Origin of the sequence: Microbacterium sp. RD1 (genome assembly GCF_052220165.1) — a bacterium.
Taxonomy (GTDB): Bacteria; Actinomycetota; Actinomycetes; order Actinomycetales; family Microbacteriaceae; genus Microbacterium.
Genome location: NZ_JBQPOL010000004.1, coordinates 255,694 through 282,689 on the forward strand (window position 1 = coordinate 255,694; position 26,996 = coordinate 282,689).

Annotated in this window: 25 protein-coding genes and 4 tRNA genes; 19 read left to right on the forward strand and 10 right to left on the reverse strand. The window is 69.5% G+C overall.

Going from position 1 to position 26,996, the window contains the following annotated elements:
• Positions 1-61: 61 nt before the first annotated feature.
• A tRNA-Val gene (locus tag ACTU3I_RS17905) sits at positions 62-134 on the reverse strand.
• Between the two features lie 150 nt (positions 135-284).
• Between ACTU3I_RS17905 and ACTU3I_RS17910 the strand changes: the two genes are divergently transcribed.
• From ACTU3I_RS17910 to ACTU3I_RS17925, 4 genes are all read left to right on the forward strand, one after another.
• Positions 285-357, forward strand: a tRNA-Gly gene (locus tag ACTU3I_RS17910).
• A 63-nt stretch (positions 358-420) separates the two neighbouring features.
• Positions 421-494, forward strand: a tRNA-Cys gene (locus ACTU3I_RS17915).
• 26 nt (positions 495-520) lie between these two features.
• Positions 521-595, forward strand: a tRNA-Val gene (locus tag ACTU3I_RS17920).
• Between the two features lie 522 nt (positions 596-1,117).
• Positions 1,118-1,942: a zinc-ribbon domain-containing protein gene (locus tag ACTU3I_RS17925; protein ID WP_442927078.1), complete on the forward strand. Its 825-nt coding sequence runs from the start codon at positions 1,118-1,120 to the stop codon at positions 1,940-1,942.
• A gap of 10 nt (positions 1,943-1,952) precedes the next feature.
• Here the strand turns inward: ACTU3I_RS17925 and ACTU3I_RS17930 are convergent, their stop codons facing one another.
• From ACTU3I_RS17930 to ACTU3I_RS17945, 4 genes are all read right to left on the reverse strand, one after another.
• The gene (locus ACTU3I_RS17930; RefSeq protein WP_442927079.1) at positions 1,953-2,789 is read right to left on the reverse strand and encodes a carbohydrate ABC transporter permease; all 837 of its coding nucleotides are present in this window, start codon (positions 2,787-2,789) and stop codon (positions 1,953-1,955) included.
• Positions 2,786-3,772: a carbohydrate ABC transporter permease gene (locus ACTU3I_RS17935; RefSeq protein ID WP_442927080.1), complete on the reverse strand. Its 987-nt coding sequence runs from the start codon at positions 3,770-3,772 to the stop codon at positions 2,786-2,788. Before ACTU3I_RS17935 ends, ACTU3I_RS17930 begins: the two co-directional genes overlap by 4 nt.
• Before the next feature lie 5 nt (positions 3,773-3,777).
• Positions 3,778-5,073 carry an ABC transporter substrate-binding protein gene (locus ACTU3I_RS17940; RefSeq protein ID WP_442927081.1) on the reverse strand — a complete coding sequence of 432 codons (1,296 nt, stop codon included), beginning with the start codon at positions 5,071-5,073 and terminating at the stop codon, positions 3,778-3,780.
• Positions 5,074-5,139: 66 nt separating this feature from the next.
• On the reverse strand, positions 5,140-6,414 hold the full coding sequence (locus ACTU3I_RS17945) for an aminotransferase class V-fold PLP-dependent enzyme (RefSeq protein ID WP_442927082.1): 1,275 nt from the start codon (positions 6,412-6,414) through the stop codon (positions 5,140-5,142).
• A 175-nt stretch (positions 6,415-6,589) separates the two neighbouring features.
• Here ACTU3I_RS17945 and ACTU3I_RS17950 point away from each other — a divergent pair, with 175 nt between their 5' ends.
• Both ACTU3I_RS17950 and ACTU3I_RS17955 read left to right on the forward strand, forming a co-directional pair.
• Positions 6,590-7,276, forward strand: a complete 687-nt coding sequence (locus ACTU3I_RS17950) for a FadR/GntR family transcriptional regulator (RefSeq protein WP_442927083.1) — start codon at positions 6,590-6,592, stop codon at positions 7,274-7,276.
• Between the two features lie 62 nt (positions 7,277-7,338).
• The gene (locus ACTU3I_RS17955; RefSeq protein WP_442927084.1) at positions 7,339-7,833 is read left to right on the forward strand and encodes a hypothetical protein; all 495 of its coding nucleotides are present in this window, start codon (positions 7,339-7,341) and stop codon (positions 7,831-7,833) included.
• Positions 7,834-7,845: 12 nt separating this feature from the next.
• On the opposite strand, the gene ACTU3I_RS17960 is transcribed toward ACTU3I_RS17955, so the two are convergent.
• The gene (locus ACTU3I_RS17960; protein ID WP_442927085.1) at positions 7,846-8,982 is read right to left on the reverse strand and encodes an SLC13 family permease; all 1,137 of its coding nucleotides are present in this window, start codon (positions 8,980-8,982) and stop codon (positions 7,846-7,848) included.
• A 52-nt stretch (positions 8,983-9,034) separates the two neighbouring features.
• Between ACTU3I_RS17960 and thrS the strand changes: the two genes are divergently transcribed.
• Both thrS and ACTU3I_RS17970 read left to right on the forward strand, forming a co-directional pair.
• Positions 9,035-11,038 carry a threonine--tRNA ligase gene (gene thrS, locus ACTU3I_RS17965; protein WP_442927086.1) on the forward strand — a complete coding sequence of 668 codons (2,004 nt, stop codon included), beginning with the start codon at positions 9,035-9,037 and terminating at the stop codon, positions 11,036-11,038.
• Entirely contained in the window at positions 11,031-11,603 is a 573-nt protein-coding gene (locus tag ACTU3I_RS17970; protein WP_442927087.1) for an HIT family protein, read from the forward strand. The genes thrS and ACTU3I_RS17970 overlap by 8 nt, the downstream gene beginning before the upstream one ends.
• Positions 11,604-11,660: 57 nt before the next feature.
• Here ACTU3I_RS17970 and pdxY read toward each other — a convergent pair whose 3' ends face one another.
• Both pdxY and ACTU3I_RS17980 read right to left on the reverse strand, forming a co-directional pair.
• A complete protein-coding gene (gene pdxY / locus ACTU3I_RS17975; protein ID WP_442927088.1) occupies positions 11,661-12,512 on the reverse strand; it encodes a pyridoxal kinase PdxY in 852 nt (283 codons plus the stop codon).
• Between the two features lie 4 nt (positions 12,513-12,516).
• Positions 12,517-13,848: an aminotransferase class I/II-fold pyridoxal phosphate-dependent enzyme gene (locus ACTU3I_RS17980; RefSeq protein WP_442927089.1), complete on the reverse strand. Its 1,332-nt coding sequence runs from the start codon at positions 13,846-13,848 to the stop codon at positions 12,517-12,519.
• Between the two features lie 90 nt (positions 13,849-13,938).
• Here ACTU3I_RS17980 and pdxS point away from each other — a divergent pair, with 90 nt between their 5' ends.
• The 3 genes from pdxS to ACTU3I_RS17995 all read left to right on the forward strand — a co-directional run bounded on the left by pdxS (position 13,939) and on the right by ACTU3I_RS17995 (position 16,124).
• On the forward strand, positions 13,939-14,835 hold the full coding sequence (gene pdxS / locus ACTU3I_RS17985; protein WP_442927090.1) for a pyridoxal 5'-phosphate synthase lyase subunit PdxS: 897 nt from the start codon (positions 13,939-13,941) through the stop codon (positions 14,833-14,835).
• Positions 14,836-14,837: 2 nt separating this feature from the next.
• Complete coding sequence (gene pdxT, locus ACTU3I_RS17990) at positions 14,838-15,431, forward strand: pyridoxal 5'-phosphate synthase glutaminase subunit PdxT (RefSeq protein ID WP_442927091.1); 594 nt, start codon at positions 14,838-14,840, stop codon at positions 15,429-15,431.
• Between the two features lie 159 nt (positions 15,432-15,590).
• Positions 15,591-16,124 (forward strand): DUF1697 domain-containing protein, encoded by a 534-nt coding sequence (locus tag ACTU3I_RS17995; protein WP_442927092.1) that lies wholly within the window; start codon positions 15,591-15,593, stop codon positions 16,122-16,124.
• Here the strand turns inward: ACTU3I_RS17995 and ACTU3I_RS18000 are convergent.
• Complete coding sequence (locus ACTU3I_RS18000; RefSeq protein WP_442927093.1) at positions 16,108-17,481, reverse strand: pyridoxal phosphate-dependent decarboxylase family protein; 1,374 nt, start codon at positions 17,479-17,481, stop codon at positions 16,108-16,110. The genes ACTU3I_RS17995 and ACTU3I_RS18000 overlap by 17 nt on opposite strands.
• A gap of 79 nt (positions 17,482-17,560) precedes the next feature.
• On the opposite strand from ACTU3I_RS18000, the gene ACTU3I_RS18005 reads away from it, so the two are divergent.
• The 8 genes from ACTU3I_RS18005 to ACTU3I_RS18040 all read left to right on the forward strand — a co-directional run bounded on the left by ACTU3I_RS18005 (position 17,561) and on the right by ACTU3I_RS18040 (position 26,375).
• The gene (locus ACTU3I_RS18005) at positions 17,561-18,319 is read left to right on the forward strand and encodes a YebC/PmpR family DNA-binding transcriptional regulator (protein ID WP_442927094.1); all 759 of its coding nucleotides are present in this window, start codon (positions 17,561-17,563) and stop codon (positions 18,317-18,319) included.
• 156 nt (positions 18,320-18,475) lie between these two features.
• Entirely contained in the window at positions 18,476-19,078 is a 603-nt protein-coding gene (ruvC, locus tag ACTU3I_RS18010) for a crossover junction endodeoxyribonuclease RuvC (protein WP_442927095.1), read from the forward strand.
• Positions 19,079-19,133: 55 nt separating this feature from the next.
• A complete protein-coding gene (gene ruvA / locus ACTU3I_RS18015; RefSeq protein WP_442927096.1) occupies positions 19,134-19,754 on the forward strand; it encodes a Holliday junction branch migration protein RuvA in 621 nt (206 codons plus the stop codon).
• Positions 19,747-20,772 (forward strand): Holliday junction branch migration DNA helicase RuvB, encoded by a 1,026-nt coding sequence (gene ruvB / locus ACTU3I_RS18020; RefSeq protein ID WP_442927097.1) that lies wholly within the window; start codon positions 19,747-19,749, stop codon positions 20,770-20,772. The genes ruvA and ruvB overlap by 8 nt, the downstream gene beginning before the upstream one ends.
• 75 nt (positions 20,773-20,847) lie before the next feature.
• Positions 20,848-21,306 carry a preprotein translocase subunit YajC gene (locus tag ACTU3I_RS18025; protein ID WP_442927098.1) on the forward strand — a complete coding sequence of 153 codons (459 nt, stop codon included), beginning with the start codon at positions 20,848-20,850 and terminating at the stop codon, positions 21,304-21,306.
• A gap of 50 nt (positions 21,307-21,356) precedes the next feature.
• Positions 21,357-23,084 carry a protein translocase subunit SecD gene (gene secD / locus ACTU3I_RS18030; RefSeq protein WP_442927099.1) on the forward strand — a complete coding sequence of 576 codons (1,728 nt, stop codon included), beginning with the start codon at positions 21,357-21,359 and terminating at the stop codon, positions 23,082-23,084.
• On the forward strand, positions 23,084-24,073 hold the full coding sequence (gene secF / locus ACTU3I_RS18035; protein WP_442927100.1) for a protein translocase subunit SecF: 990 nt from the start codon (positions 23,084-23,086) through the stop codon (positions 24,071-24,073). The genes secD and secF overlap by 1 nt, the downstream gene beginning before the upstream one ends.
• A 49-nt stretch (positions 24,074-24,122) precedes the next feature.
• A complete protein-coding gene (locus ACTU3I_RS18040) occupies positions 24,123-26,375 on the forward strand; it encodes a RelA/SpoT family protein (protein WP_442927101.1) in 2,253 nt (750 codons plus the stop codon).
• Here the strand turns inward: ACTU3I_RS18040 and ACTU3I_RS18045 are convergent.
• Entirely contained in the window at positions 26,362-26,916 is a 555-nt protein-coding gene (locus ACTU3I_RS18045; RefSeq protein WP_442927102.1) for a hypothetical protein, read from the reverse strand. The two genes, ACTU3I_RS18040 and ACTU3I_RS18045, sit on opposite strands and share 14 nt — an antisense overlap.
• Positions 26,917-26,996 lie beyond the last annotated feature (80 nt).

Consider the following 26,996-nt stretch of genomic DNA (forward strand, 5'->3'; position numbering starts at 1 on the left):
GGCGTCCGAATCCAGAGGCGATCTCCGAATCCGCGGCCAGCGGTCGCCGCGGGAGGAATTGTGGGCGATACCAGACTCGAACTGATGACCTCTTCCGTGTGAAGGAAGCGCGCTACCAACTGCGCCAATCGCCCGTGCGGCCCGGGAAGGACCTCGGTCGATATTACCGGATCCGCGGGGCTGCGCAGAACGCGCGACCTCGGCGACACGCTCAGAGCGCCGCGGTTTGAAGCAGGGGTCGGGATGGGATAAAGTCATTCGAGTGCCCGGGGAAGCCCGGAAACGCGGATGTAGCGCAGTTGGTAGCGCACAACCTTGCCAAGGTTGGGGTCGCGAGTTCGAGTCTCGTCATCCGCTCGAGTGGATCGCCACCCGGGGAAACTCGAAAGCCGATCACGACACGTGGGTCGAACCACACACGGTGGCGTGGCCGAGCGGCTAGGCACCGGCCTGCAAAGCCGTTTACACGGGTTCGAATCCCGTCGCCACCTCCACTCACACAACAGAACAGCCTTCACAGGCGCGATTGGCGCAGCGGTAGCGCGCTTCCCTGACACGGAAGAGGTCACTGGTTCGATCCCAGTATCGCGCACCACCTGAAACCCCCGGCACCCCCGGGGGTTTTTCGCGTCCGAGGCGCCGGATCTCGACGCGCAGCGGCGTCGAGGGCGAACGATAGCAGGTATCCGTGTCCCCTCTTTGGGGGACAGAATTCCCGTACCCTGATAACCGTCAAGGCGTCGGCTCGGGGGAGCCGGCGATGGGGCGATGATGCTCAACCGAGTTGCTGGGGAGAACTCGGTCGACTCTTCGCGCTGCCCGCTTTTGACCACCTTCCTCCGGTCGGCACGTTCCCTTCGGGGCGCGCCGGCCGGAGGAAGCGTCGCGGCGCAGGCCGCATGGATGAGCCCCCGGTCAGCGTCTCGAAAGACGTGAATCGGGGGCTCACCTGCTGTAGCGAGAGCCCTGACCGGGCACGCTTGGTTCTCCCCAGGATCAAGTGGCGGGGTGCGGGGCTTACCAGCTCCCCATCCAGTCCTGCAGCCCACCCAGCGTAGCGCTCAGGCCAACCCACCGGAAGAGCCTGGATGTCCGCGGCTCTGCCTACTCTGCCGACATGGCGGAGCGCATCGAACTGTGGTGGGCGCGTCGACAGTTCTCCAAAGGCCTCGCGCTCCCGTACCCGGTGGGGACGTACCGGGAAGCATGGGCACCGTACCCGGCGCTGATCCGTCAGTACCATCCCGATCTGAACGCCGGGATCACCCTGACGCAGATCCCGCCTGCCGCCGATGTGCTCCTCCTGTGGCAGTGCGACAGCGGGCACACATTTGCCGCGACGCCCGCCGAGCAGCGCTCGCGCCCGGCCCGCGAGCGGCGGCGCTCGGCGTGGTGCCCCGACTGCGCCGCCCTCGCCAGCCCCCCACGCATCCGGCCGGCCGGAGTCGAGCGGATGCCCCGCCCCCGGCCGGCCCGCGCTCTGTGCGCCAAGACCCCCGACCTCCCGCCCGGAGAGGCGTTCGCGAGCGAATGCGCTCCGCGTCCGACATCGGCCGTCGAGGGGCGGCTCCGCGCCGACGTGTTCGGCGCGCTGTCGGTCACTCCGGGCCGCACGGCCGTGCGCGTGACACGGCCGTTCTTCGATCACGTCGAGGTGTGGCCCGATGTCGTGCTCCCCGAACTGCGCGTCGCCCTCGAGTACGACAGCACCGGGCGCCACGGCCTCGAGCACGTGGGAATGCGCGAAGACGCCGATCGCCGCAAGGATCGGACGCTGCGCGCGGCGGGGTGGGAGGTCGTCCGCATCCGCACCGGCAAGCTCCAGGCCCTCGGTCCGCACGATCTGCAGCTGACGGCGTGGAGCCCGACGCACCTGACGGCGCTTCTCGACACGCTGCGCCGCATCCGCGGTCCGCTGCTGGTCGAGGCGTACCTGCGCTGAGACGGCGAGACTATCCCTTCACCGCGCCCGAGGTCAGGCCCTGCACGATGTACTTGCTCGCGAAGGCGAACATCACCATCGTCGGGATGATCGTCAGCACCGCCGCCGCCGTCATGGACCCCCAGTCGATGTTGTAGCTGGTGATGAAACCGTTGAGAGCCGTGGGCACCGTCTTGTTGGCGTCGGAGGTGAGGAGGGTCACCGAGAGGAACAGCTCGTTCCAGCAGCTGACGAAATTGAAGATGAACGCCGCGACGATCCCCGGCGTCATGACGGGCACGAGCACGCGGAACAGAGCGCCGAGCCGGCTGCATCCGTCGATCATCGCCGCCTCTTCGAGCGCGTCGGGGACGTTCTCGAAGAAGCCACGCAGCAGGATCGTGGAGAACGGGATGCACATCGCGATGTAGACCAGCACCAGCCCGGTGCGGTCGTTCACCAGATTGAGGTCCACCATGAGCTGGTAGAGCGGGCCGAGCGCGATGAAGCCAGGGATCATCTGCGTCACCAGGAAAGCCATCAGCACCGTCGTCTTCGAGCGGAAGTGGAAGCGCGCGAGCACGTACCCCGACAGCAGCGAGATGAACGTGACGAACGTCGCCGCCACGACCGACACGATGATGCTGTTGAGGAGGTAGGTGCCGAAGTTCGACACGCGGAACAGGTTCTCGAAATTCTCGAACGAGAACGCCTGCGGCCAGTACTCGACGGGGAACGCGTAGATGTCGTTGCGCGGCTTCACCGCCGTGACGACGATCCAGTACAGCGGGAAGAGCGTGATGACCAGCCACAGTCCGAGCGCGGCGAAGCGGACGATCCGGCTGGTGCGGGACTGCGTCGTGATCATCGGTTCGCCTCCTTTGCGGATCGCTCCGGCCGCTCCCTCGTGGCGAGCAGGTAGAAGACCGCGAAAACGGCCAGCACGAGCATGACGATCAGGCCGATCGCGCTCGCGCGACCGTACTCGCCCTGCTGCGTCACGGAGATCATGTAGCTCGTGACGATGTGGGTGCGACCGCCGGGTCCGCCCGCCGTCATTCCGAAGATGAGGTCGGGGAAGTTGAAGATCCAGATCGTGCGCAGCAGTACGGCCAGAGCGAGCGTCGTGCGGATGGAGGGGACCGTGACGCTCCAGAACGTCCGCACCTTGCCCGCTCCGTCGAGCGCCGCCGCCTCGTACAGCTCGTCGGGGACCGACTGCAGCGCCGCGAGGATCATGATCGCGAAGAACGTCACGCCGTACCAGACGTTCGCCATGATGACGGCGGGCATCGCGAGGGCGGGCGTGGCCAGCCAGGGCAGGGGCGCGTCGACAAGGCCCGTACGCATGAGCAGGTCGTTGATCACGCCGAACTCGCTGTTGAACATCCAGCGGAAGAGGATGCCGATGAGAAAGCCCGAGATCGCCCACGGGAAGAAGACCAGCGCCTGGTAGACGCCGCGAAAGCGGAACTTCCGGCGCATCCACAGGGCCAGGGCGAACCCGATCACGAACTGCGGCACGATCGAGCCCACCACCCACAGGATCGTGTTGCCGACCGTGTTGTAGAAGAGCGGGTCCGACAGCACGGCGCGGAAGTTGTCGAGCCCGATCCACGGCTGCTCGGTGATGTTGTAGATCGTCCAGGTCCGGAACGCGCCGAGACTCCCCGACAGCATCGGGTAGTACACGAAGATCGCGACGAAGACGAAGGCGGGTGCGAGGAACAGGGCGATCGTCAGGGCACGCCGTCGCGTGAACGCCCGGCGGCGCCCTGCCGCCCGCCCCGGCGAGGCGCCCGCGGGAGCGGAGGCCGCATCCGACCGCCGCTCCCGCACCGCATCGACCACCGGCGTCACCCTTCGGATGCGTACTTCTCAGACCAGTACGCGTCCCAGCCGGCGAGGAGATCGGTCGTGGCGAGCTCGCCGAGGAGCATCGACTGGAGCTCGCGGTCGGCCTTCTCCTCCCATTCCGTCCACCAGGCGACACCGCGCGGCTGGATCACCGTCATGTAGGTCTCGGGCTGCTCGTTCATCGCGACGTAGGTCGCCCAGGGGCCCTCGCTGAAGAACGGGTCGTCCTGCGCGGTGGTGAGGATCGGGATGAGGGAGTTGCCCTTGGCGAAGGTCAGCGGTGCTTCACCCGACGAGAGGTACTCCACGAGGGCGACGGCCTCCTCCTTGTGCTCGCTGCTCTCGGCGACGCCCCAGCCGGCGGATGCCAGCGGCTGGGCGGCCTTCCCCGACGGGCCGACGAGGAGCGGCGTCGTGCTCCACTGGTCTTCGGTGAGGGTGGAGTCGTCGCGGATGGTGGCGATGACCTCGGGGTCCTGCAGGAGGAACGCCGTCGAGCCGGATGCGAATCCCTGCACCATCTCGGGGTACCCCCACGCGATCGACGACGGCGGTGAGCCGGTCTGGAACAGGTCGAGGTAGTCGTCCATGGCCTGCTGAGCCTCGGGCGTGGAGAACACCGTCGAGCCGTCCTGCAGCAGGAAGGCGTTCTCGGGATCGATCTGATCGGCGGCGTACGCCGTGATGATCGCCGCCGCGTTCGACGCGCCGTTGGCGCCGCCACGGAAGGCATAGCCGTACGTGTTGGACGAGGGATCGTTGATGGCGGCGGCCATCTCGATCATGTCCTCCCAGCTGTGGGGCGGCTCGTCGAATCCGGCGTCGGCGATCAGGTCGGTGCGATAGAACAGGCTCAGCCCGTAGAAGCCGTAGGGGATGAGGTAGGTCGGTCCATCCTCGTTCGCGAACGACAGGGCGTTCGGCGTCAGCTCGTCCCATCCCTCCCAATCGGCCAGGTCGGCGTTCATGTCGTACAGCCAGTCGTTGGCGCTGAACGGGCCGACGGTGGAGTCCTGCACCTCGAGCACGTCGACGCCGCTTCCGGCCTGCAGCATCTGCTGCAGGGTCGTGAGCGCCTGCTCGTTGGGTGGGGAGACGAGCTCGACGGTGACGCCGGGATTCTCCTCCTCGAATCCGGCGATCAGCTCGCCGAGGATCTCCTGGCGAACCGGACTCGTGAGCGTCTCGACCATCCGTAGGGTGACGGTGTCATCGGATGCTCCGCCCGAGCACCCTGACAGCGTCAGGGCAGCCGTTCCGGCGACCGCGATCGCCGCGACCATCTTTCTGTTCATCTGTTCCTCCGATCGGTGTGCTTCCTTGCGGGGGTGCGGCCGTCGTCGGTGACGGTCGCAGGAGTGTCAGGGCGAGGGCGCGTCGGCGAGGGTCTGGGCGACGGCCTCCGCGAGCGGGACGTCGCGGCGCACCCGGGCGGCGTGCAGCGCTGCCACAGCCGGGACGCCGCGCTCGACGAACGACGCGTAGTCGTCGGGGGCGTTGTAGACGTGGGCCGACAGACGGAGAAACCCGCGGTCGCGCCACGAGGTGATCGCCGTCTGGAAGCCGAGGCGCGCGAGGGCGGCGGAGACGACGTGCGCGTCGTCGGGGCCGGCGACGAGACCCGCGGGAAGTTCGACCAGCCGCATCATGGCGGCGGGAGCACCGACATCGGGGAAGGAGTGCTCGCCGGTCTCGGCCTCCAGGGCCGCGGCCACGGAGCGCTGGGCGTCGCCGACGAGCGCGGACGAGTACTCGCGCACCTCTCGCCACCCGAACTCCTCGTCGATGAGGGCCAGGGCCGACGGTGCGGCCAGATACGAGGTCACATCGATCGTGCCCTGCGTGTCGAAGCGGGCAGGAAACGGATGCGGCGCCCCCCACGAGTCGATGAGCGGGTGCAGCGACGCAGCGACAGGCCCCGAGGCGATGACAGCCGCCGTCCCTCGCGGCGCGCAGCCCCATTTGTGAAGATTGCCGACCCAGTAGTCGACGTCGTCGAACGCCGGACGCTCGATCATCGCGGGGGAGTGCGCAGCGTCGACGAGGACGGGGACGCCGGCCGCTCTCATCCGATGGGCGATGTCGGCGACCGGGAAGACGCGCGCCGTCGCGGAGGAGATCTCATCGATGATCACGAGCCCCGTGCGCGCGGACACCGCGTGCACGAGCGCGTCGACGACCTCGTCGTCGGATGCCTCCAGCGCCACAGGTGCCACCGTCACCGTGCCCTCGAGGCGCCGGGCCACGCGCTCGGCGGCCATCCGCACGGCGCCGTAGGCATGGTCGGTCACGACGATGTCGGCGCCTCTGGTCAGGTCGAGCGACGAGAGGACGACCGAGACTCCGGCACTGGCGTTCGGCACCAGGGCCGTGCGGTCGGGGTCGCTGCCGAGAAAGCCGGCGATCGCCTGCCGCGCCTGGGCCACCCGGCCCGGGAGCTCCCCGAACCATCGTCCGGGGAGAGTGTTCATGAGCCGGATGAGAGCGACCTGCTGCTCGGTGACGACCGTCGGGACGGCACCGTACGAGCCGTGGTTGAGGTGCACCGTGTCGGATGACAGATCCCACAACGCGCGAGCCGGATGGCCGCTCATGGCGCGCGGCGGCTGCAACGTCGTTCCGGAATCCGGCCTCATCGCGTTCACGGCATCCCTCAAGTCATAAGATCTCTCGGTGTATGACGGCTACGATAGAACGGGCTTTCCTGCGCTGTAAACATTGACTTTGTCGCGATCGTCTGCGTATGACAAGAAGTCAGAGATCTGATGACCGCGCAAGCGCGGCGTCGGGCGGACGGGGGAGAGGTCGCTCATGACGGTGATGATGTCGGCACTGGCCGGACTGCGGCAGATGATCGCGTCAGGCGCGCTCGCCCCCGGCCAGCAGTTCCCGCCCGAGGCGGAGCTGTGCCGCGAGCTGGATGTCTCCCGCAGCTCGCTGCGCGAGGCCGTCCGTGTGCTCGCGACGGTCGGGGTGATCGAGGTGCGTCATGGGTCGGGCACCTACGTGTCGCAGCTGAATCCGGCCGACATCATCCGGGGATTCTCGCTGACGGTCGATCTCCTCCCGCTCGAGGGGCTCCTTCAGCTGTTCGAGATCCGACGTGTGCTGGAGGGGAACGCCGCCGCGCAGGCGGCCGCTCGCGCCCCGGAGGAGCTCGTCGCGCGGCTGTCCGATCTCTGTGACCGGATGGAGGCGAGCTCCGACGGCGACGTCGTGGCCGAGCTCGATGACCAGTTCCACGAGGCGATCTGCGCGGCGGCCGGAAATGCCACCGTCACCTCCCTGATCAGCGTGCTCCGCTCCCGGGGCCGCCACTACCGGATCTTCGATTCGGGGCCCGCCGCGCCGGCGAAACGCGCGAGCGACGAGGGGCACCGAGCCATCGTCGATGCCCTCGCACGCCGCGACCCCGCAGCCGCCACCGCCGCGGCATCCGTGCACGTGGCCCGCACCGAGTACTGGCTCACGCGTCTGCAACCGACACCGGAAGCCTGACGCGGATGGCAGAGTGGAGCACGCGCCCTGCGCGTTCCCTCCCCTCGAACGGAAGACCACCGATGCGAAAGCCGATGATCCCCGCCCTCGCCGTCCTCGCCGCGACGGGACTGTTCGCTCTGTCCGGATGCTCCGCTCCTGCGGAATCCGGCTCGGGCGCTCGTCCCACCGCCTCCGCGAGCCCGGAGGCCCGTACCCCGAGCGCCACTGCGTCAGACGCGGGACAGAGCCTCGCCGACGCGTGCCGGATCGCGAACGAGGCCGCGCTGTCGGTGCAGGATCAGGCCTCCGAGGCGCTGGCCAATCCGTCGGATCCCGCCCTGGTCGCTGAGGCGCTGGACGCCGTCGAAGTACGCCTCGGAGAGGCTCTGACGGAGATCTCCAACCCGGAGGTGAAGGCCGCGACCGCCGATGTGCAGGCCCACTTCGCGACCCTCGGCGACCTGTTCGCCTCGTTGCAGGCCGGTGCCGCCACGCAGGAGCAGGTCGCTCAGCTCCAGGGCTCCGTGCAGGAGATGCAGGCGTCGGTGCAGAACGTGCGCGAGCTCTGCACCTGACCCGCCTCGGGGTCAGGTGGCCAGGGGGATGAGGGCGGCGGCGACCGTCACCGGCGCGACGAGCGCTCCCACCAGGATGAACCGCGACCACGGGACGCGCACTCCCATCGACCCCAGTCGCGCGTGCCACAGGAGGGTGGCCAACGACGCCCACGGCGTCAGGAGCGGTCCCGCGTTGACCCCGATGAGCAGGGCGGCGAGTGATCCGCCCTGCGCTGCGGCGCCCTCCAGCGCCAGGAACGCCGGCAGGTTGTTCATCAGGTTCGCCGCCGTCGCGCCGACGGCGGCGACCTGCCAGAGCGACTGATCGCCGGTGGCCGCAGCGGTGAGAACGCCGAGCCCGAGCGCCTCCGCGGCCCCGACCACGACGAAGAGACCGCCCGCGAACAGCAGCAGAGACCACGGCACGAGGGTCGGTCGCACCGTCCGCGGCGCGCGCCACGCGAACACGGCGACCAGCACGGCCGCCGCGGCGACCGCGGGGATCCACGGGGGTACGCCCAGCACGAGCGGCGGCAGAAGGAGGCCGACGACCACGGCGGTGACGCGCAGGAGGATGCGATCGGACACCGTCGGGTCCGGGGCCGACGGATGGTGCGCCGGCAGCCGCCCGAGGAAGAGCGCGGTGACGATGGCGCTGGAGACGACGACGGCGACGACCGCTGACGGCCCGAGGAGCGCTGCGAATCGCCAGGCGTCGGTGGTCCCCGAGCGTTCCGCCGCGAGGAGGTTGGTGAGATTCGACACGGGGAGCACGAGCGACGCGGTGTTGGCGAGGACCACCGTGAGGAAGGCGAAGGGGAGGGGGTCGAGGCCGTGGCGGCGCGCGAGAGTCACCACGACGGGCGTGAGCAGGACGGCAGTCGTGTCCAGCGACAGGAAAGCGGTGGTGACGACGGCGAGCACGATCACGAGCAGCCACAGGGTCACCGTCCGTCCGCGCGCCGCGCGCGCCAGTCGCGCGGCGATCACGTCGAAGAGCCCTGCGGTCGCGGCGAGCTCGGCCACAACGGTGGCAGCCACCACGAACAGGAGGATCGGCCAGACGCGCGCAGCGATCGTCATGAGCTCGGGCAACGGGAGGATTCCCGCGGCGACGGCGCCTGCCCCGAGCACGCACAGCACGGCGCCCGCGATCCCCAGCTTCACCGGTCCATTCTGCGGCCCGGTAGCCTGGAACGGAGATCCCAGGAGAGTTCCCTTGACAGACGCCGCCCTTCCGTCGGACGTGCCCTACCCGGCCGACGGTTTTGCTCTTTTTCCCGACCGCTCCGTTGTGGCGCTGCGCATCAACGGGGAGTTGAAAGACCTCGCGACAGTCGTGTCGGCTACGGATGACGTGGAGCCGGTGACCGTCGACAGCCCCGACGGCCTGTCGATCCTGCGCCACTCGACCGCGCACGTGCTCGCCCAGGCCGTTCAGCGCATCAACCCGCAGGCGAACCTGGGAATTGGTCCGCCGATCACCGACGGCTTCTACTACGACTTCGGCGTCTCCGAGCCCTTCACACCCGAGGACGTGAAGGCGATCAAGAAGGAGATGGAGCGCATCGTGCGCGACGGCCAGCGCTTCGTCCGCCGCGTCGTCACCGACGACGAGGCACGCGCTGAGCTCGCCGACGAACCGTTCAAGCTCGAGCTCATCGGTCTCAAAGGCGGCGGCGCCGAAGGTGCCGAGGTCGAAGTCGGTGCCGGTGAGCTGACGATCTACGACAACGTCGACCGCAACGGTGAGACGGTCTGGAAAGATCTGTGCCGCGGTCCTCATGTACCGAGCACCCGGATGGTCGGCAACGGCTGGGACCTCACCCGCATCGCGGGCGCCTACTGGCGGGGGAGTGAGAAGAACCCGCAACTGCAGCGCATCTACGGCACGGCCTGGCCGACGAAGGACGAGCTGCGGGCCTATCAGCAGCGCCTCGAGGAGGCCGCCAAACGCGATCATCGCAAGCTCGGCAAGGAGCTCGACCTCTTCTCGTTCCCCGACGAGATCGGATCGGGCCTGTCGGTGTGGCATCCGAAAGGCGGCATCGTCCGCGGCGAGATGGAGCAGCACGCCCGCCGCCGCCACGTGGCCGGCGGCTACACCTACGTGTACACCCCGCACATCTCCAAGCAGGATCTCTTCCTGCAGTCGAATCACCTCGTGACCTACAAGGAGGGCATGTTCCCTCCCATTCGGCTGGATGAGGAGCGGGATCCGGCGGGAGAGATCACCAAGCAGGGCGTGGACTACTACCTCAAGCCCATGAACTGCCCGATGCACATCCTCATCTACAAGGAGCGCGCGCGCAGCTACCGGGATCTGCCCATGCGGCTGGCCGAGAACGGCACCGTGTACCGCAACGAGCTGTCGGGGGCGCTGCACGGCCTCACCCGCGTGCGGGGCTTCACTCAGGACGACTCGCACCTCTTCGTCACTCCCGACCAGCTCGAGGACGAGACCACGCGCGTGCTGGAGTTCGTCCTGTCGATGCTTCGCGATTTCGGTCTCGAGGACTTCGAGCTCGAGCTGTCCATGCGCGACGACGAGAAGTCGAAGTGGATCGGTTCGGACGACTTCTGGGAGTACTCCACCAATGCCCTGCGCAACGTCGCTCACTCCAGTGGCCTCAAGGTCACAGAGGTGCCCGGGGAGGCGGCCTTCTACGGACCGAAGATCGATCTGAAGACGAAGGACGCGATCGGTCGCACGTGGCAGCTGTCCACCGTGCAGGTCGACGTCAACCTCCCGGAGCGCTTCGATCTCGAGTTCACCGGCTCCGACGGCGAGAAGCATCGCCCGATCATGATCCATCGCGCCCTCTTCGGTTCCATCGAACGGTTCTTCGCCATCCTCCTCGAGCACTACGCCGGCGCCTTCCCGGTGTGGCTCTCGCCGGTGCAGGTGGTGGGCATCCCGGTTGCCGACGAGTACGCCGACTACCTCGGCGGCGTGATCGATCGGCTCCGCACCGAGGGCGTCCGCGCGGAGGTGGACCACAGCGACGACCGCATGCAGAAGAAGATCCGCACCCACACGACGCAGAAGGTCCCGTTCCTCCTCATCGCGGGGGAGCAGGACCGCGCCGGCGGAACCGTCTCGTTCCGCTTCCGCGACGGCAGCCAGGAGAACGCCGTCCCGATCGACGAGGCGGTCCGCCGCATCCGCACCGCCATAGACGGACATGACCTCGTGAACACCGCGGAGGACTTCGGTGCCTGACACCCCGGAGGCCGGCGACGCGGAGCTTCTCGCCGCCGCCGAGCTTCCGGGCGTCCCCGACCAGTTCCAGCGATTGTGGACGCCGCACCGGATGGCCTACATCCAGGCCGGCCCGGAGCCGCTGCGGGAGGTGTGCCCGTTCTGCGAGGCGCCCGGCAAGAGCGACGAAGACGCCCTCATCGTCGTGCGCGGCGTCACGTCGTATGCGCTGCTGAATCTCTTCCCGTACAACTCCGGGCACCTGCTGGTGTGCCCGTACCGTCACATCGGGATGTACGACGAGGCGACCCCCGAGGAGGTCGCCGAAATCGGCGCGCTCACCCAGACGGCGATGCAGGTGCTGCGCGAGGTGTCCCGGTGCGACGGCTTCAACATCGGCATGAACCAGGGCCAGGTCGCGGGCGCCGGCGTGGCGGCGCATCTGCATCAGCACATCGTGCCGCGCTGGGCCACGGATGCGAACTTCTTCCCGATCATCGCGAGGACCAAGGCACTGCCGCAGCTTCTCGGCGAGGTGCGGCAGGCGATCGCCGACGCGTGGCCCGCGGCCCCCGCCCACCTCTAGCGCGCAGGACGAGGCCGCCTGCAGGAGGTTTCCGGCTCACCCGCACGGGCGGGGCGGTCAGCGCACCTGCCGGGCGGGGAACTGCATCCGCGGCGACGCGTAAGCCTCCTGCGACTCGACGAGCTGCAGTTCGCGCTCCCCGGAGTCGAGTGTGTTCTGCAGCAGGTCGAACACGCTCGACGCCGTCCGCACGAGCGCGTCGGCGGCGTCGCCCGTGCGTGTGTAGTGGGCGGTGAACAGCGCCGCTGTGACATCACCCGATCCGTTGGCCTTCATCGGCAGCAGCGGCGTCTGCACGATCCATGCGCCACGGTCGTCCGCCACGAGCATCTCGATCGTCCCCTCCTCGCGGTCGGGCCGCTCCACACTCGTGACGAGGACGGTGCGCGGACCCATCGCCCGCGCGGCGTCCACCGAAGCCAGCGTCGACTCGAGCGTGTCGGGCTCGGTGCCGGTGAGGTAACCGAGCTCGAACTGGTTGGGCGTGATGATGTCGGCGACGGGCACGACGCGCTCGCGCAGCAGTTCCGGGATGGCCGGGGCGACGAAGCATCCGGACTTCGCGTTCCCCATGACGGGGTCGCACGCGTAGAGCGCGTTCGGATTCGCCGCCTTCACCCGACGCACGGCATCGACGATGACCTCGCCGATCCCTTCACTTCCCTGGTATCCGGACACGACGGCGTCGATCTGCGGGAACACCCCGCGCTCTTCGACGCCCGTGAGGACGTCGGCCACATCCGCGGGGTCGATGAGAGGCCCGCGCCACGCGCCGTATCCGGTGTGGTTGGAGAAGTTCACCGTGTAGACCGGCAGGACCTCGACGCCGATGCGCTGCAGCGGAAAGACGGCGGCGGAGTTACCGACGTGCCCGTAGGCGACGGCGGACTGGATGGAGAGAACCTTCACGGGATCACCCTTCGCTGTTCGATGCGGCGCGCACGGCGGCCGCGAGATCGGCGGCGAACCTCGCCGCGTCGGAGTCGTCGAGATCGTGCACGGTCACGCGCAGGTGCGTGCTGGCGCGATCGGAGGCGACGGAGAAGTCATCGCCCGTGCGCGCCAGCCACCCGCGGCGCATGAGCTGCTCGGAGACGGCGCGGGCGGGAAGCCCGGTGTCGACCCAGAGGTTGAGCCCGTCGCGCGCCCGTGCCGGCACGCTCGCCGCCGTGAGCTCCGCCGCGACCGCCGCGTTGCGCACGGCGTAGTGCACTGCCGCCCGCTCGACCGCCGTCACGGAGGCGGGATCGGTCACCTGAGCGAGAGTCAGCCGCTGGAGGAGATGACTCACCCACGTCGTCCCCGGGCTCAGCCGCATCGCCAGGCGGTCGGCGGTCTCGGGGTCCGTCGCGGCGACCGCGAGGCACATATCCGGCCCGAGCGACTTCGACACCGAGCGCACCAGCGCCCAGCGCCGGTGGCCGGGGCCGATCAGCGACTCGTACGGCTCGCGGGAGAGCATCGCGAAGTGGTCGTCCTCGATCACGAGGACGTACGGATGCTCCGCCAGGACCGTCCGCAGCTCCCGTGCACGCGCGGTGGACAATCCGACGCCGGTGGGGTTCTGTGCGCGCGGTGTGCAAAGGACGGCGCGGACCCCCGCGGCGAGGGCGCTGCGGAGCCCGGCGACGGTCATGCCTTCTTCGTCGACGGGGACGGGGACCGGTCGGTACCCGCCCACGCGCACGGTGTGGATGGCGGAGAGGAAGCACGGGTCCTCCAGCGCGACCGCGTCATCGCGGGTGAGCGCCTGGGCGAGGAGGCGCTCCAGCGCATCCACCGCACCGTTCGTGACCGTGATGCGGATGTCGTCGCGCGGGAGATCCGCCGCGATCCATCCGCGCGCCCACTGCTCCAGATCGGCGTCGAGCACCGGCTCGCCGTAGAGCACCGGGCGGCCGATGAGACGGCTCAGGGCCGCCGTCGGATCGGGGATGAGCGCCGGATCCGGGTTGCCGGTGCCGACATCCCGCAGCACCGTGTCGGCGGCGAACCCCTCCTGCGCCACGCTCGCGCGCTCCACGATGCGGGTCCCGCCGCGACCGCGGGTCACCGCGACGCCGGCCGAGACCAGCTGCCGATACGCCGAGACGGCGGTATTGCGGTTCACTCCCAGCTGTGCGGCGAGGACCCTGACCGGCGGGAGCGCGTCGCCGGCGCGCAACTCACCGCGATCGCGCAGCGCGCGCACGCTGTCGGCGATCTCCGCCGCTGAGCGGCCCGCGATCTGGTCGAGTGGGGTCATCCGTTCCGATCTTACGTGGCAGACATGGTAACTTCTGGCCTAGGTCAAACGCCTGCCACCCGAGATCGCGGGCGAGGAAGAGAGCACGTCGTGAGCACCCCTACGAGCACGACCGGCACGTCGCGCGTCAAGCGCGGGCTGGCGGAGATGTTGAAGGGCGGCGTCATCATGGACGTCGTCACCCCCGAGCAGGCGCGTATCGCCGAGGACGCCGGCGCGGTCGCGGTCATGGCGCTCGAGCGCGTGCCCGCCGACATCCGCGCGCAGGGAGGGGTGTCGCGGATGAGCGACCCCGACATGATCGACGGCATCATCGCCGCGGTGTCCATCCCGGTCATGGCCAAGGCCCGCATCGGCCACTTCGTCGAAGCGCAGGTGCTGCAGGAGCTCGGCGTCGACTACATCGACGAGTCCGAGGTGCTCTCGCCGGCCGACTACGTGAACCACATCGACAAGTGGGGCTTCACGGTGCCGTTCGTCTGCGGCGCGACCAACCTCGGCGAGGCGCTTCGCCGCATCACCGAGGGCGCCGCCATGATCCGCTCCAAGGGGGAGGCGGGCACGGGTGACGTGTCCGAGGCCACGAAGCACATCCGCACCATCACGGGCGAGATCAACCGCCTCCGCTCCCTCACGAAGGACGAGCTGTACGTCGCGGCCAAGGAGCTGCAGGCGCCGTACGACCTCGTTGCGGAGGTGGCGGAGACCGGCACGCTCCCCGTCGTGCTGTTCACCGCCGGCGGTGTGGCGACGCCCGCGGATGCAGCCATGATGATGCAGCTCGGTGCCGACGGCGTGTTCGTGGGCTCGGGCATCTTCAAGAGCGGCAACCCGGCCGAGCGCGCAGCCGCGATCGTGAAGGCGACGACCTTCTTCGACGACGCGAAGATCATCGCCGATGTCTCGCGAGGCCTCGGCGAGGCGATGGTCGGGATCAACGTCTCCGACCTCCCCGCGCCGCACCGGCTGGCCGAGCGCGGCTGGTAACGATGTCGAGCCGGCTCCGCGTCGGCGTGCTCGCGTTGCAGGGCGACGTGCGCGAGCACGCGCGGGTTCTGAGCGACCTCGGCGCTCACGTGTCGGCCGTGCGACGCCCCGCGGAGCTCGCCGAGGTCGACGGGCTGGTGCTTCCGGGCGGCGAGTCGAGCGTCATCGACAAGCTCTCGCGCAGCTTCGGGATGCAGCATCCGCTGCGCGCGGCGATCGCCGATGGGCTCCCGGTGTACGGCACGTGCGCGGGGCTGATCCTGCTCGCGGATCGCATCACCGGCGGCATCGTGGGACAGGAGACCTTCGGCGGACTCGACGTCGTGGTCGCGCGCAACGCGTTCGGCGGGCAGGTGGAATCCTTCGAGACGGAGCTGGACGTGGACGGATTCGACCGGCCGGTCGCGGCCACGTTCATCCGGGCGCCCTTCGTCGAGGAGGTGGGACCCCGCGCCCGCGCGATCGCCGCGCTCCCGGACGGCCGGGTCGTGGCCGTCGAGCAGGGCGCTCTGCTCGGGACGGCCTTCCATCCGGAGGTGTCGGGCGAGACCCGCTTCCACGAGCGCTTCCTCTCGCACGTGCGCGCACGGGCCTGACGCCGCACCCGCGCATCGCCGGCCCTCGGCGCCCCCTCGCCCCGGTTCGGGGCGCGCAGTGTGCTTCGGGGCGACCGACGAGCGCCCCGAAGCCCATCCGGCGCCCCGAACCGCCGCGCCCATCCGTCGCGCCGGACACGCCCGCGTAGCCTGTCGGACATGACCGAGTGGGTGTGCCTCCTCCGCGGCGTCAACGTCGGCGGCATCACGGTGCGAAGCGCCGACCTGCGCGAGACGCTGTCGGCGCTCGGACTGGAAGGGGTCCGAACGGTGCTGGCCAGCGGCAACGCGACCTTCGCCTCGGAGGACGCGGCGCCTGCGCGCAGCGCCCTCAAGGGCCGCATCGAGAAGGCGCTCCGCGACCGTTTCGGGTACGACGCGTGGGTGCTGCTGTTCTCGCGGCAGGAGCTGGCGGATGCGGCCGACGGCTTCCCGTTCGATGCGGGCGACGACTCGCGGCAGCCGTGGCTGCTTTTCTGCGCGGATGCCGCGACACGGGACGAGCTCGTCGCGGCCGCCGCGCCGCTGGACGACGCCGTGGATCCCGTCGCCCCCGGACCGGGCGTCGTCTACTGGAACCCGCCGAAGGGGTCGAGCACCGACACCCCGTTCGCCAAGATCATCGCCCGCCGCGCCTACAGGGAGCGGACGACCAATCGCAACCTCCGGACGGTGCTCAAGATCCTGTCGTGACGAGCCGTTCGAAGGCGGCGAGCGTCCGCGCGATGTCGTCGTCGGTCGTCACCCACGATGACATGGAGCAGCGCAGCACCGCGCGCCCGGCCCACTCGGCGGGCGTGACGGCCGCCGTCCCGTCCGCGAGGATCGCCGCGCCCAGCGCCCGGGTCGCGGCGTCGTCACCGAGGCGGAACATCACCTGCGTGAACGGCACCTCGTTCACCACCGTGATGCCCGGGATCGAACGCAGGTCCCGCTCGAGCGCGGCGGCGTTTCGCGCGAGGCGCTCGACGAGGTCGGCGACTCCCGCGCGTCCGAGCGATCGCAGCGCCGCCCACACCGGCACGCCCCGCGCGCGACGTGACAGCTCTGGTGTCAGATCCCACGGGTCGAGGCTGGCGTACATCAGGTAGTCGCCCCCGGTGCGGAACACCGCGATGGAGTCCGCCGGATCGCGGACGATCGCCATGCCGCAGTCGTACGGGACGTTGAGCGTCTTGTGGGCATCGGTCGTCCACGAATCCGCCTCCTCCGCGCCCGCGACCAGAGCCGACAGGCCCGGGGCGGCCGCGGCCCACAGCCCGAAGGCTCCGTCCACGTGCACCCACGCGTCGCCGGCCCGGGCACGCGGGATCAACTCGGCGAACGGGTCGAAGGCGCCCGTGTGGACCTCACCCGCCTGCAGGCACACGATCACGGGGTCGCCGTCGCACTCCTCGAGCGCGGCGGACAGGCCCGCCGGTAGCATCCGCCCTTCACTGTCGGAGGCGGCGACCACCAGATCGTTCGTCCCGAAGCCGAGGATGCGGGCGGCGCGGTCGATCGAGCCGTGCCGGTGCTCCCCGACGACCAGGCGCACGCGCGGGGCCGCGGTGAGACCGTCTCGTGCCATGTCCCAGCCGCGGCGACGGAGCACCGCGGCCCGCGCCGACGCCAGGCATACGAGGTTCGACACCTGCGCGCCCGTGACGAACCCGACCGATGCGCCCGCGGGGAGTCCGAGGAGGTCGAGGATCCACTCGCCGGCGACCTGCTCGAGCGCGACAGTCGCCGTGGTCATCGTGCTGGAGCCGGAGTTCTGATCCCACGCGGAGACGAGCCAATCCGCAGCAAGCGCCGCGGGGAGCGTGCCGCCGATAACGAATCCGAAGAAGCGGCCGCCGGGGATCGCGACGAGACCGGGATCGGCGCCCGCGGCGAGCTCCCTGATCAGTTCGGCCGCGTTTCCCCCCTCCTCCGGCAGCGCGCCGCCGAAGCGGGCGCGCATCTCTTCGAGCCCGGCGCGCGGCCACACCGGCCGATCCGGCAGGCCGGCCAGAAAGGCGGATGCCGCATCATGCGCGGCGCGCAACGCCTCATCGCGTTCGTCCACGACGCCAGTGTGGCCTCCTCCGAGGGGCGCGACAAGACCCGTCCGCGTGCCGGCCGGGGCCCCGCGTAGAATTGCATGCATGTCCGGCCACTCCAAGTGGGCGACGACCAAGCACAAGAAAGCCGTCATCGACTCTCGTCGTGCCAAGTCGTTCGCCAAACTCATCAAGAACATCGAAGTCGCCGCGAAGATCGGCGGCCCCGACCTCTCCGGAAACCCGACGCTGTACGACGCCGTGCAGAAGGCGAAGAAGACGTCGGTGCCCAACGACAACATCGACCGCGCCATCAAGCGCGGCGCGGGCATCGGCGGCGAGGCCGTCGAGTACACGTCGATCATGTACGAGGGGTACGGCCCGGGCGGCGTCGCCCTCATGATCGAGTGTCTGACCGACAACAAGAACCGCGCCGCCGCCGAGGTGCGCACGGCCCTCAGCCGCAACGGCGGCAACCTCGCCGATCCCGGCAGTGTGGCCTACAACTTCGCCCGCAAGGGCGTCATCGTCGTGTCGGGGGAGAGCACCTCGGAGGAAGACGTCATGCTGGCCGTGCTCGAAGCCGGTGCCGAAGACGTCGAGCCGCACGCGCAGGGGTTCGAGGTCGTCACCGAGGCATCCGATCTCGTGACGGTCCGTTCGGCGCTGCAGGAGGCGGGGATCGACTACGAATCCGCCGACGTGGAGTTCGTCCCGTCGCTGAAGGTCGAAGTCGACGCCGACACCGCGCGCAAGGTCTTCCGACTGATCGATGCCCTCGAAGACAGCGACGACGTGCAGAACGTCTTCACGAACTTCGACCTCACGCCCGAGGTGCAGGCCGAGCTCGAGGACGACGAGTAGCCGCACCCCTCCGCTGAACCCACCTCTCCGCGCGAACCCACCCGCTTTTCCCGGAGAACGGTGTGGGTTCAGCGCGCGAGGGTGGGTTCACGGCATCGGTGACGCCGGCGGGCGCGCCTGGCGGCACACGTCGCGGGCGCGACGTAGCGTGGGGGAGTGAGCTCCCGTCCGCCCCTCCGCGTGCTCGGAATCGACCCGGGACTGACGCGCTGCGGCGTGGGAGTGGTCGACGTCGCCGCCGATCGGTCGGCGCGGCTCGTGCACGTCGGAGTCATCCGCTCGGCCACCGACCTGCCCATCGAGCGACGCCTCGCGACGATCGCCGCGGGGCTGCGCGAGGTCCTCGACGCCCACGCGCCGCACGTCGTCGCGGTCGAGCGGGTCTTCGCGCAGGACAACCGGCACACGGTCATGGGGACCGCGCAGGCCAGCGGCATCGCGCTGCTCGTGGCGGCCGAGCACGGCCTCCCCGCGGCCACGCACACGCCGAGTGAGGTCAAGGCGGCGGTGACGGGCTACGGCTCGGCCGACAAGCGTCAGGTGCAGACGATGGTCGCGCGGGTGCTGCGCCTGGACGAGCTTCCCCAGCCGGCGGATGCCGCTGACGCGCTCGCGCTCGCGCTGTGCCATGCGTGGCGCTCCGGCCCCGGCTCGAGCATCCCCGGCGCCGAAGCGCTGACGCCGGCCCAGCGCGCATGGCGCGAGGCCGAGCAGCGCTCGACGCGTGTCGCTCGAACAAAGATGCGAACCGGCGCGTAGTCTCGGAGCATGATCTCCTCGGTGGCCGGCACGTGATCTCCTCGGGAGCAGGCACGTGATCTCCTCGGTAGCAGGCACCGTCGCGCACGTCGAAGACGAGTCGGTCGTCGTGGTCGTGGGCGGGGTGGGACTCAGCGTCGCCGTCGTGCCGCAGCTCGCGCGCTCCCTCACCGTCGGCGAGGAGGTGCACCTGCACACCACGCTCATCGTGAGAGAGGACGCGCTCTCGCTGTACGGGTTCGCGTCCCGCGACGAGCTCGTCGTCTTCGGTCAGCTGCTCGGTGTCACCGGCGTCGGCCCGAAGTCGGCGTTGGGCGTGCTTTCTTCGCTGACCGTGTCGCAGATCGCCGAGGCCGTCGACGCCGACGACGACGGCCCGTTCCGGCGCGTGTCGGGGATCGGGCCGAAGACGGCGAAGCTCATCGTCGTCCAATTGGCGGGCAAGCTCGCCGCGCCGCGCGCGGTCGCGACGACGAGCGCTCCTGCGCGCGGCGCCGTCCCCGCGCAGGTGACCCAGGCGCTGGTCGGGCTCGGCTGGTCGGAGCGGCTCGCCGCCGAGGCTGTCGCCTCGGTCGCCGACACCGCATCCGATGCCGACCGCGCGTCGGTGCAGGCTCTGCTGCGTCTGACGCTCGCCGTGTTGGGCCCGGCGCGCAAGGAGCCGGCGAATGGATGACCTCCGCGACATCGGCGAACCCGTCGACGAGACGGAGCTCGCGATCGAGGGAGCCCTCCGGCCGTCGTCCCTGGCCGAGTTCGTGGGACAGCAGAAGGTGCGCGGCCAGTTGCAGCTCCTGCTCGACGCCGCCCGCATCCAGCAGCGCCCCGCCGACCACATCCTGCTGTCAGGACCCCCGGGACTGGGCAAGACCACCCTCGCGATGATCGTCGCGCAGGAGAGCGAACGACCGCTGCGGCTGTCGAGCGGACCCGCGATCCAGCACGCCGGCGACCTCGCCGCTCTCCTGTCGAGCCTCACGTCCGGTGAGGTGCTGTTCATCGACGAGGTGCACCGGATGGCGCGCTCGGCCGAGGAGATGCTGTACCTCGCGATGGAGGACTTCCGCATCGACATCATGGTCGGCAAGGGCGCGGGCGCGACCAGCATCCCGCTCGATCTCGCGCCGTTCACCCTGGTGGGGGCGACGACGAGATCGGGTTTGCTCCCGAACCCCCTCCGCGATCGTTTCGGCTTCACCGCTCACCTGGAGTACTACGAGCCCGAAGAGCTCGAACGCGTCGTCGAGCGATCATCCGCGATGCTGGGGGTCCCGCTGCCGCCGGCCGCGCGCGCCGAGATCGCCCGCCGTTCGCGGGGCACGCCGCGCATCGCGAACCGACTGCTGCGGCGCGTGCGCGATTACCTCGTCGTCCACGGCAGCGCCGCCGCCGACATCACGGCGGTCGACGCCGCGCTCGAGCTCTACGACGTCGATCCGATCGGACTCGACCGTCTCGACCGTGCGGTGCTCGACGCCCTCGTCCGACGCTTCCGCGGAGGGCCGGTGGGCCTGTCCACGCTCGCCGTCGCCGTCGGCGAAGAGGCGGAGACGATCGAATCGGTCGTCGAGCCCTACCTCGTGCGCATCGGTTTCATGGGGCGCACGCCTCGCGGCCGCGTCGCGACCCCCGAGGCGGCCGCCCATCTCGGCGTTCCTCCGCGCGACGGCGCGCTCAGACTCGATGACCTATAATCGCTGAAGGCTTTCGCCGCCCTCCCACACGATGGCAGTGCCGCAGCGGCGCGCCTGACCCGAAAGGTGCCCGACATGCAACTCGCGGATTTCTTCGCCAATTACGGGCTCATCATCCTGCTCGTCCTGCTCCTGGTCTTCATGTTCTGGAGCTCGCGCCGACGGATGCAGAAGCAGAAGGCCGAGCAGGAGGCGAAGTCGCGCCAGACCGTCCCCGGCGCGGAGGTGCTGATGCAGGGGGGCCTGTACGGCACGATCGTCGAGTACAACCCGGATGACCTCGACAAGCCCGCGGTCGTCGCGATCGCGCCGGGCGTCGAGATCAAGGTCCACAGCCAGGCCATCCTCCGTGTGGTCGACCCGACCGAGGGCTTCGTCAGCGAGGACGAGTTCATCGAGGCCGAGGAGAGCGAGGCCGAGTACATCGCCGGCGTGGCCGACGGTGACATCAGCTCGATCAGCGACGACCAGAAGCGCGCCCACGGGTCGGTGACCGACACCGACGGCGACGCGAAGGACAAGCCGCAGGCCTGATTCTCGATCCTCGCCGTTCGAAGATCTCCGACGTACAGAAGGCGTAGTCCGTGGCGACTTCCACTCCCGTTCGTTCCGCGTGGCGTGCGCTGACCGGACTGCTGGCCGTGACGGCCGTGCTGTTCGGCATCAACGCGCTCGGCGTATACGTGTTCCAGCAGAGCTCGTGGACCCCTGAGCTCGCGCTCGATCTGCAGGGCGGCACGCAGATCATCCTGGAGGCGCAGACCACCGACGGCGGGGACCCGACGGCCGAGCAGCTCGACCAGGCCGTGACGATCATCCGTCAGCGCGTGGACGCCACGGGTGTGGGCGAGGCCGACGTCGCCAGCGAGGGCGGCCGCAGGGTCGTCGTGCAGATCCCCGGCGAAGCCGACGCCGAGACGCGTGAGCGCATCGAGGCGACCGCCCAGCTGCAGCTGCGCGCGGTGCTGTTCGCGGGCCAGCCGGCCAACACGTTCGTCGGCGAAGACGGGCAGACGACGCCGTTCCCGACGGCCGACCCGGCGCTTCCCGCCACGCCGACGGTCGCGCCCACGAACGGCAGCGACCCGGCGTGGATCACGCCGGCGCTGCAGGCGCAGTTCCAGGCCTACGACTGCGCGGATCCGGACAACGACCCCGCCAATGCGCCGGCCGATCAACCTCTCATCACCTGCGACGCGTCGCAGACCGTGAAGTACATCCTCGGACCCGTCGAGCTGGACGGCACGTCGATCGACGACGCGACGAACGGCGTGGAGCAGAACAGCGGCCGTTGGGCCGTGAACCTGAACTTCAACGACGAGGGCACCGAGGTCTTCGGTCAGATCAGCCAGCGGCTCTACGGCGCCACGCCGCCGCTCGACCAGTTCGCGTTCGTCCTGGACGGATCGGTGCTGTCGGCGCCCTCCATGAACGGCCTCATCCTCGACGGCAACCCCTCGATCACCGGATCCTTCACGCAGGAGTCCTCGAAGGCCCTCGCCGACCAGCTGCGCTACGGCGCGCTCCCGCTGAGCTTCTCCGTGGTCAGCTCAGACACCGTGTCGGCGACCCTCGGGTCCCAGCAGCTCCAGATCGGCCTGATCGCCGGCCTGATCGGCCTCGCGCTCGTCGCGGTCTACGCCCTCCTCCAGTACCGCATGCTCGGCTTCGTCATCATCGCGTCGCTGGCGGTCATGGCCGTCCTCACCTACGTGACGCTGTGCATCCTGGCCTGGCGGATGGGGTTCCGGTTGTCGCTCGCCGGCGTCGCGGGCCTCATCGTCACGATCGGGTTCACCGCCGACTCGTTCATCGTGTACTTCGAGCGCATCCGGGACGAGCTGCGCGATGGCAAGTCCATCACGAGCGCCGTGGAGGACGGCTGGTCCCGCGCCAAGCGCACGATCTACATCTCGAAGTCGATCAACATCCTCGCCGCCGTCGTGCTGTACATCCTCGCCGACGCCACCGTGAAGGGCTTCGCCTTCACGCTCGGTCTCACCACGGCGATCGACATCCTCATCTTCATCCTCTTCACCCACCCGGTGATGCAGCTGCTCGCGCGCACGCGCTTCTTCGGATCGGGGCATCCGCTCTCGGGGATGGATCCGGAGGCTCTCGGCGCCGTCTACCGTGGCCGGGCGCAGTTCCGGGCTCCCGTGGCCACGGCCGGCGCGAGCGGGCGCACGGCGCGCTCGCGCGGTGAGGCGCAGCGACGCCAGACGATCGCCGAGCGCAAGCAGGCCGAGCTGGCCGCGGCTCGCAGAGACGGCGCCGATAGACGCGCCGCCGGCAAGGGAGACGAGAACTGATGGCGCGCATGCAGCAGTTCGGAAACGACCTCTACACCGGGAAGACCTCTTTCCCGTTCGTCGGGCGCCGACGACTGTGGTTCCTCATCGCCGCGATCCTCGTGATCGGCGCGGCCCTCGTGCCGCTGTTCCGCCCCATCCAGCTGTCGATCGAGTTCACCGGCGGATCCCAGTTCACGGTGTCGGGGCTCAGCAGTCCCGACCAATCCCTCGCGTCCGACGCCGTCCAGACCGTCGTGCCGGATGCGACCGCGCGCGTGACGACGGTCGGCGACTCCGCAGTGCGCGTGCAGACCGATCAGATGACCAACGACGAGACGCAGGATGTGTCGGCGGCGCTGGCCGACGCGTACGGCGTCTCGCCGTCCGAGGTCACGGCGTCGTTCATCGGCGCGACGTGGGGTGCGGACGTGACGCGTCAGTCGCTGTGGGGACTGGCCATCTTCCTCGCCCTGACCTTCCTCATCCTGGCGCTGTACTTCCGCACCTGGAAGATGTCGGTCGCAGCGATCATCGGTCTGGTCGACGTGCTCATCATCACGGTCGGCGTCTACGCGCTGGCCGGGTTCGAGATCTCGCCCGCCGCCGTGATCGGGTTCCTCACGATCCTGTCGTATTCGCTGTACGACACCACCGTCGTCTTCGACAAGGTGCGGGAGAACACGCGCGAGGACGGCGAGATCTCCGGCCGCACCTTCGGGGAGTCGGTGAACCTCGCGGCTAACCAGACCCTCATCCGCTCGATCAACACGACGGTGGTCGCGGTCCTCCCCGTCGGCGCCATCCTGTTCATCGGCGCGATCTGGCTCGGCGCCCGTACGCTCAGCGACATCTCACTGTCGATCTTCGTCGGAACCATCGTCGCGGCGTACTCCACGCTCTTCGTCGCCGTGCCGCTGTACGCGCTCCTGCGCGAGGGCGAGCCGGTGGTGAAGGAGCGTGACCGTCGCGTCGTCGAGGCCCGCACCCGCGCGGGCGTCCCGGCCTGATACGCGGACGTAGACTTGTCGCAGGCGAGCGAACGGGGGAGGTGACCGCGTGACGGAGACCGTTCCCCCCGCCGCTCAGACCTCGTCGCTGCGCCGGCTCGTCCCGCGGATCTTCTCCCGCGCCGCCAAACGCGACGGCATCGACCAGCTCCTGCGCACCGTCCGCACCCACCATCCGCGCGGCGACCTCGCCGTCATCGAACGCGCCTTCGGCGTCGCCGAGGCACGACACGCGGGGCAGAAGCGGCAGAGCGGCGAGCCCTACATCACGCATCCGGTCGCCGTCGCCCAGATCCTCGGCGACCTCGGGCTCGGACCCAAGGCGATCGCCGCAGCGCTCCTGCACGACACGGTCGAGGACACCGGCTATCCGCTCGACGAGCTGGCCGCCGATTTCGGCGACGAGGTCGCGATGCTCGTGGACGGCGTCACGAAGCTCGACAAGGTCAAGTACGGCGACAGCGCCCAGGCCGAGACCGTCCGCAAGATGATCGTGGCGATGTCGCGCGACATCCGGGTGCTGGTGATCAAGCTCGCCGACCGGTTGCACAATGCCCGCACGTGGGGCTTCGTGCCCCCCGAGAAGGCGGCGAAGAAGGCCACCGAGACCCTCGAGATCTATGCACCGCTGGCGCACCGCCTCGGTATCCAGGCGATCAAATCCGAGCTCGAAGACCTCTCCTTCGCGGTGCTGCATCCGAAGCTGTACGCCGAGATCGAGAGCCTCGTGAAGCAGCGCACCCCGCAGCGCGAGCAGTACGTGCAGAACGTCATCGCCGCCGTCGACGCGGACCTGCGGGACCTCCGCATCCGCGGGCGCGTGGTGGGACGCCCGAAGCAGCTGTACTCGGTGTATCAGAAGATGGTCGTCCGCGGCCGCGAGTTCGATGACATCTACGACCTCATCGGCATCCGCGTCCTGGTGGGAACGGTTCGCGACTGCTACGCCGTGCTCGGCTCGATCCACGCGCGCTGGACGCCGCTGCCCGGCCGGTTCAAGGACTACATCGCGACGCCGAAGTTCAACCTCTACCAGTCGCTGCACACGACGGTCATCGGCCCCGGCGGACGCACGGTGGAGATACAGATCCGCACCAACGAGATGCACCAGCAGGCCGAGTACGGCGTCGCGGCGCACTGGAAGTACAAGGAGCGGGTGAACGGCGGCAAGACCGACGGCAAATCGGTCGACGCCGATATGGCCTGGCTCGCCCACATCTCCGACTGGCAGGCCGAGACGGCCGACCCGGGGGAGTTCCTCGATTCCCTGCGCTTCGAGATCGGGGCGAAGGAGGTCTACGTCTTCACCCCGAAGGGACGCGTCATCGGTCTTCCCGCCGGCGCGACTCCGGTCGACTTCGCCTACGCCGTGCACACCGAGATCGGCCACCGCACGATGGGCGCCAAGGTCAACGGGCGCCTGGTGCCGCTGGAGTCAGAGCTCAAGAGCGGCGACGTCGTCGAGGTCTTCACGTCCAAGAACCCCGACGCCGGTCCCAGCCAGGACTGGCTCACCTTCGTGCGAAGCACCCGCGCGCGCAACAAGATCCGCGGCTGGTTCACGAAGGAGCGCCGTGAGGAGGCGATCGAGCAGGGGAAGGACTCCATCGCCCGCGCGATGCGACGGCAGAACCTGCCGCTGCAGCGCCTGATGAACCAGGACTCCTTCACCGAGGTCGCCCATCAGCTGCGATACGAGGACGTCTCCGCGCTGTACGCCGCTGTGGGCGAGGGGCACGTCTCGACCCAATCGGTGATCGAGAAGGTCTCGGCGCTGGTCAGTGCCAACGACACCTCGACCGGGCCTATCGACCTGCCTCAGGTGGGACGTCCGCGTGCACCGCGCACCGGGGACTCCGGGGTGCTCGTGCGCGGGGCGCCCGACATCCTCGTCAAGCTCGCCAAGTGCTGCACTCCGGTTCCGGGCGACGAGATCATCGGCTTCGTCACGCGGGGGAGCGGCGTCTCGGTGCACCGCACCGACTGCACGAACGTGACGGCGCTGCGCGAAGAGCCCGAGCGCATGATCGACGTCGAGTGGGCACCGACCTCCAAGAGCGTGTTCCTGGTGCAGATCCAGGTCGAGGCCCTGGATCGGTCCGGCCTTCTCAGCGATGTCACGCGCGTGCTCAGCGAGCATCACGTGAACATCCTGTCGGCGACCGTATCCACCTCCAACGACAGACTCGCTCTCAGCCGCTTCGTGTTCGAGATGGGCGACACCGTGCACCTGGATCGCGTGCTCAACGCGGTGCGCCGCATCGACGCCGTCTACGACGTGTACCGCGTCACGTCTTCCTGACCGACGCCGACTGCAGGGCGCACAACATCTCGTCGGCCGCGCGACGCGAGGGGAGTCGCTCCTGCGCCACCAGCCACGCCCGGCCGCGCTCGAGAGCGTCGGGGTCGCGCTCACCCCATGCCCGCAGGACCGCCGGATGCTCCGGGCCCGGCATGCGCGCGAGGTCGGCGACGGTGCGGGCGACCGTCGTGACGGGGACGCCTCCGAGGAGCAGCAGGTCGCGGGCCGGCACGCGGGTGTCGCGATACACGAGCCGCCGGTCGATGATGTGATGAAGCCGTCGCGGCACCGCGCGCTGCACGGTGTGGCGTGGCGGCGGCTCGTCGATCGCGCCGTGCACCCAGGCCGCGGTGACATGCGTGGCGGCGAGGAGCCCGCCGAGCATCGCGGCGAGACTCGACGCGCGAAGCCCCGGCGACTCGACGAGGTCGGCCGGCACGTACCCCTCCCCGAGTGCGATCAGGTCGCCGTCCAGGCATGCCGCGGAGAGCTCGGCGCCGGAGAGCGGAGCGTCGGCGAAGTACACGAACGGTGAGGGCATGCCCGCAGTCTGGCGGCACGCGGAGGGCGGCGTCCGAGGCATCCGCTCATCTGTGGAGAAACGGCAGCCGACGGCGACCG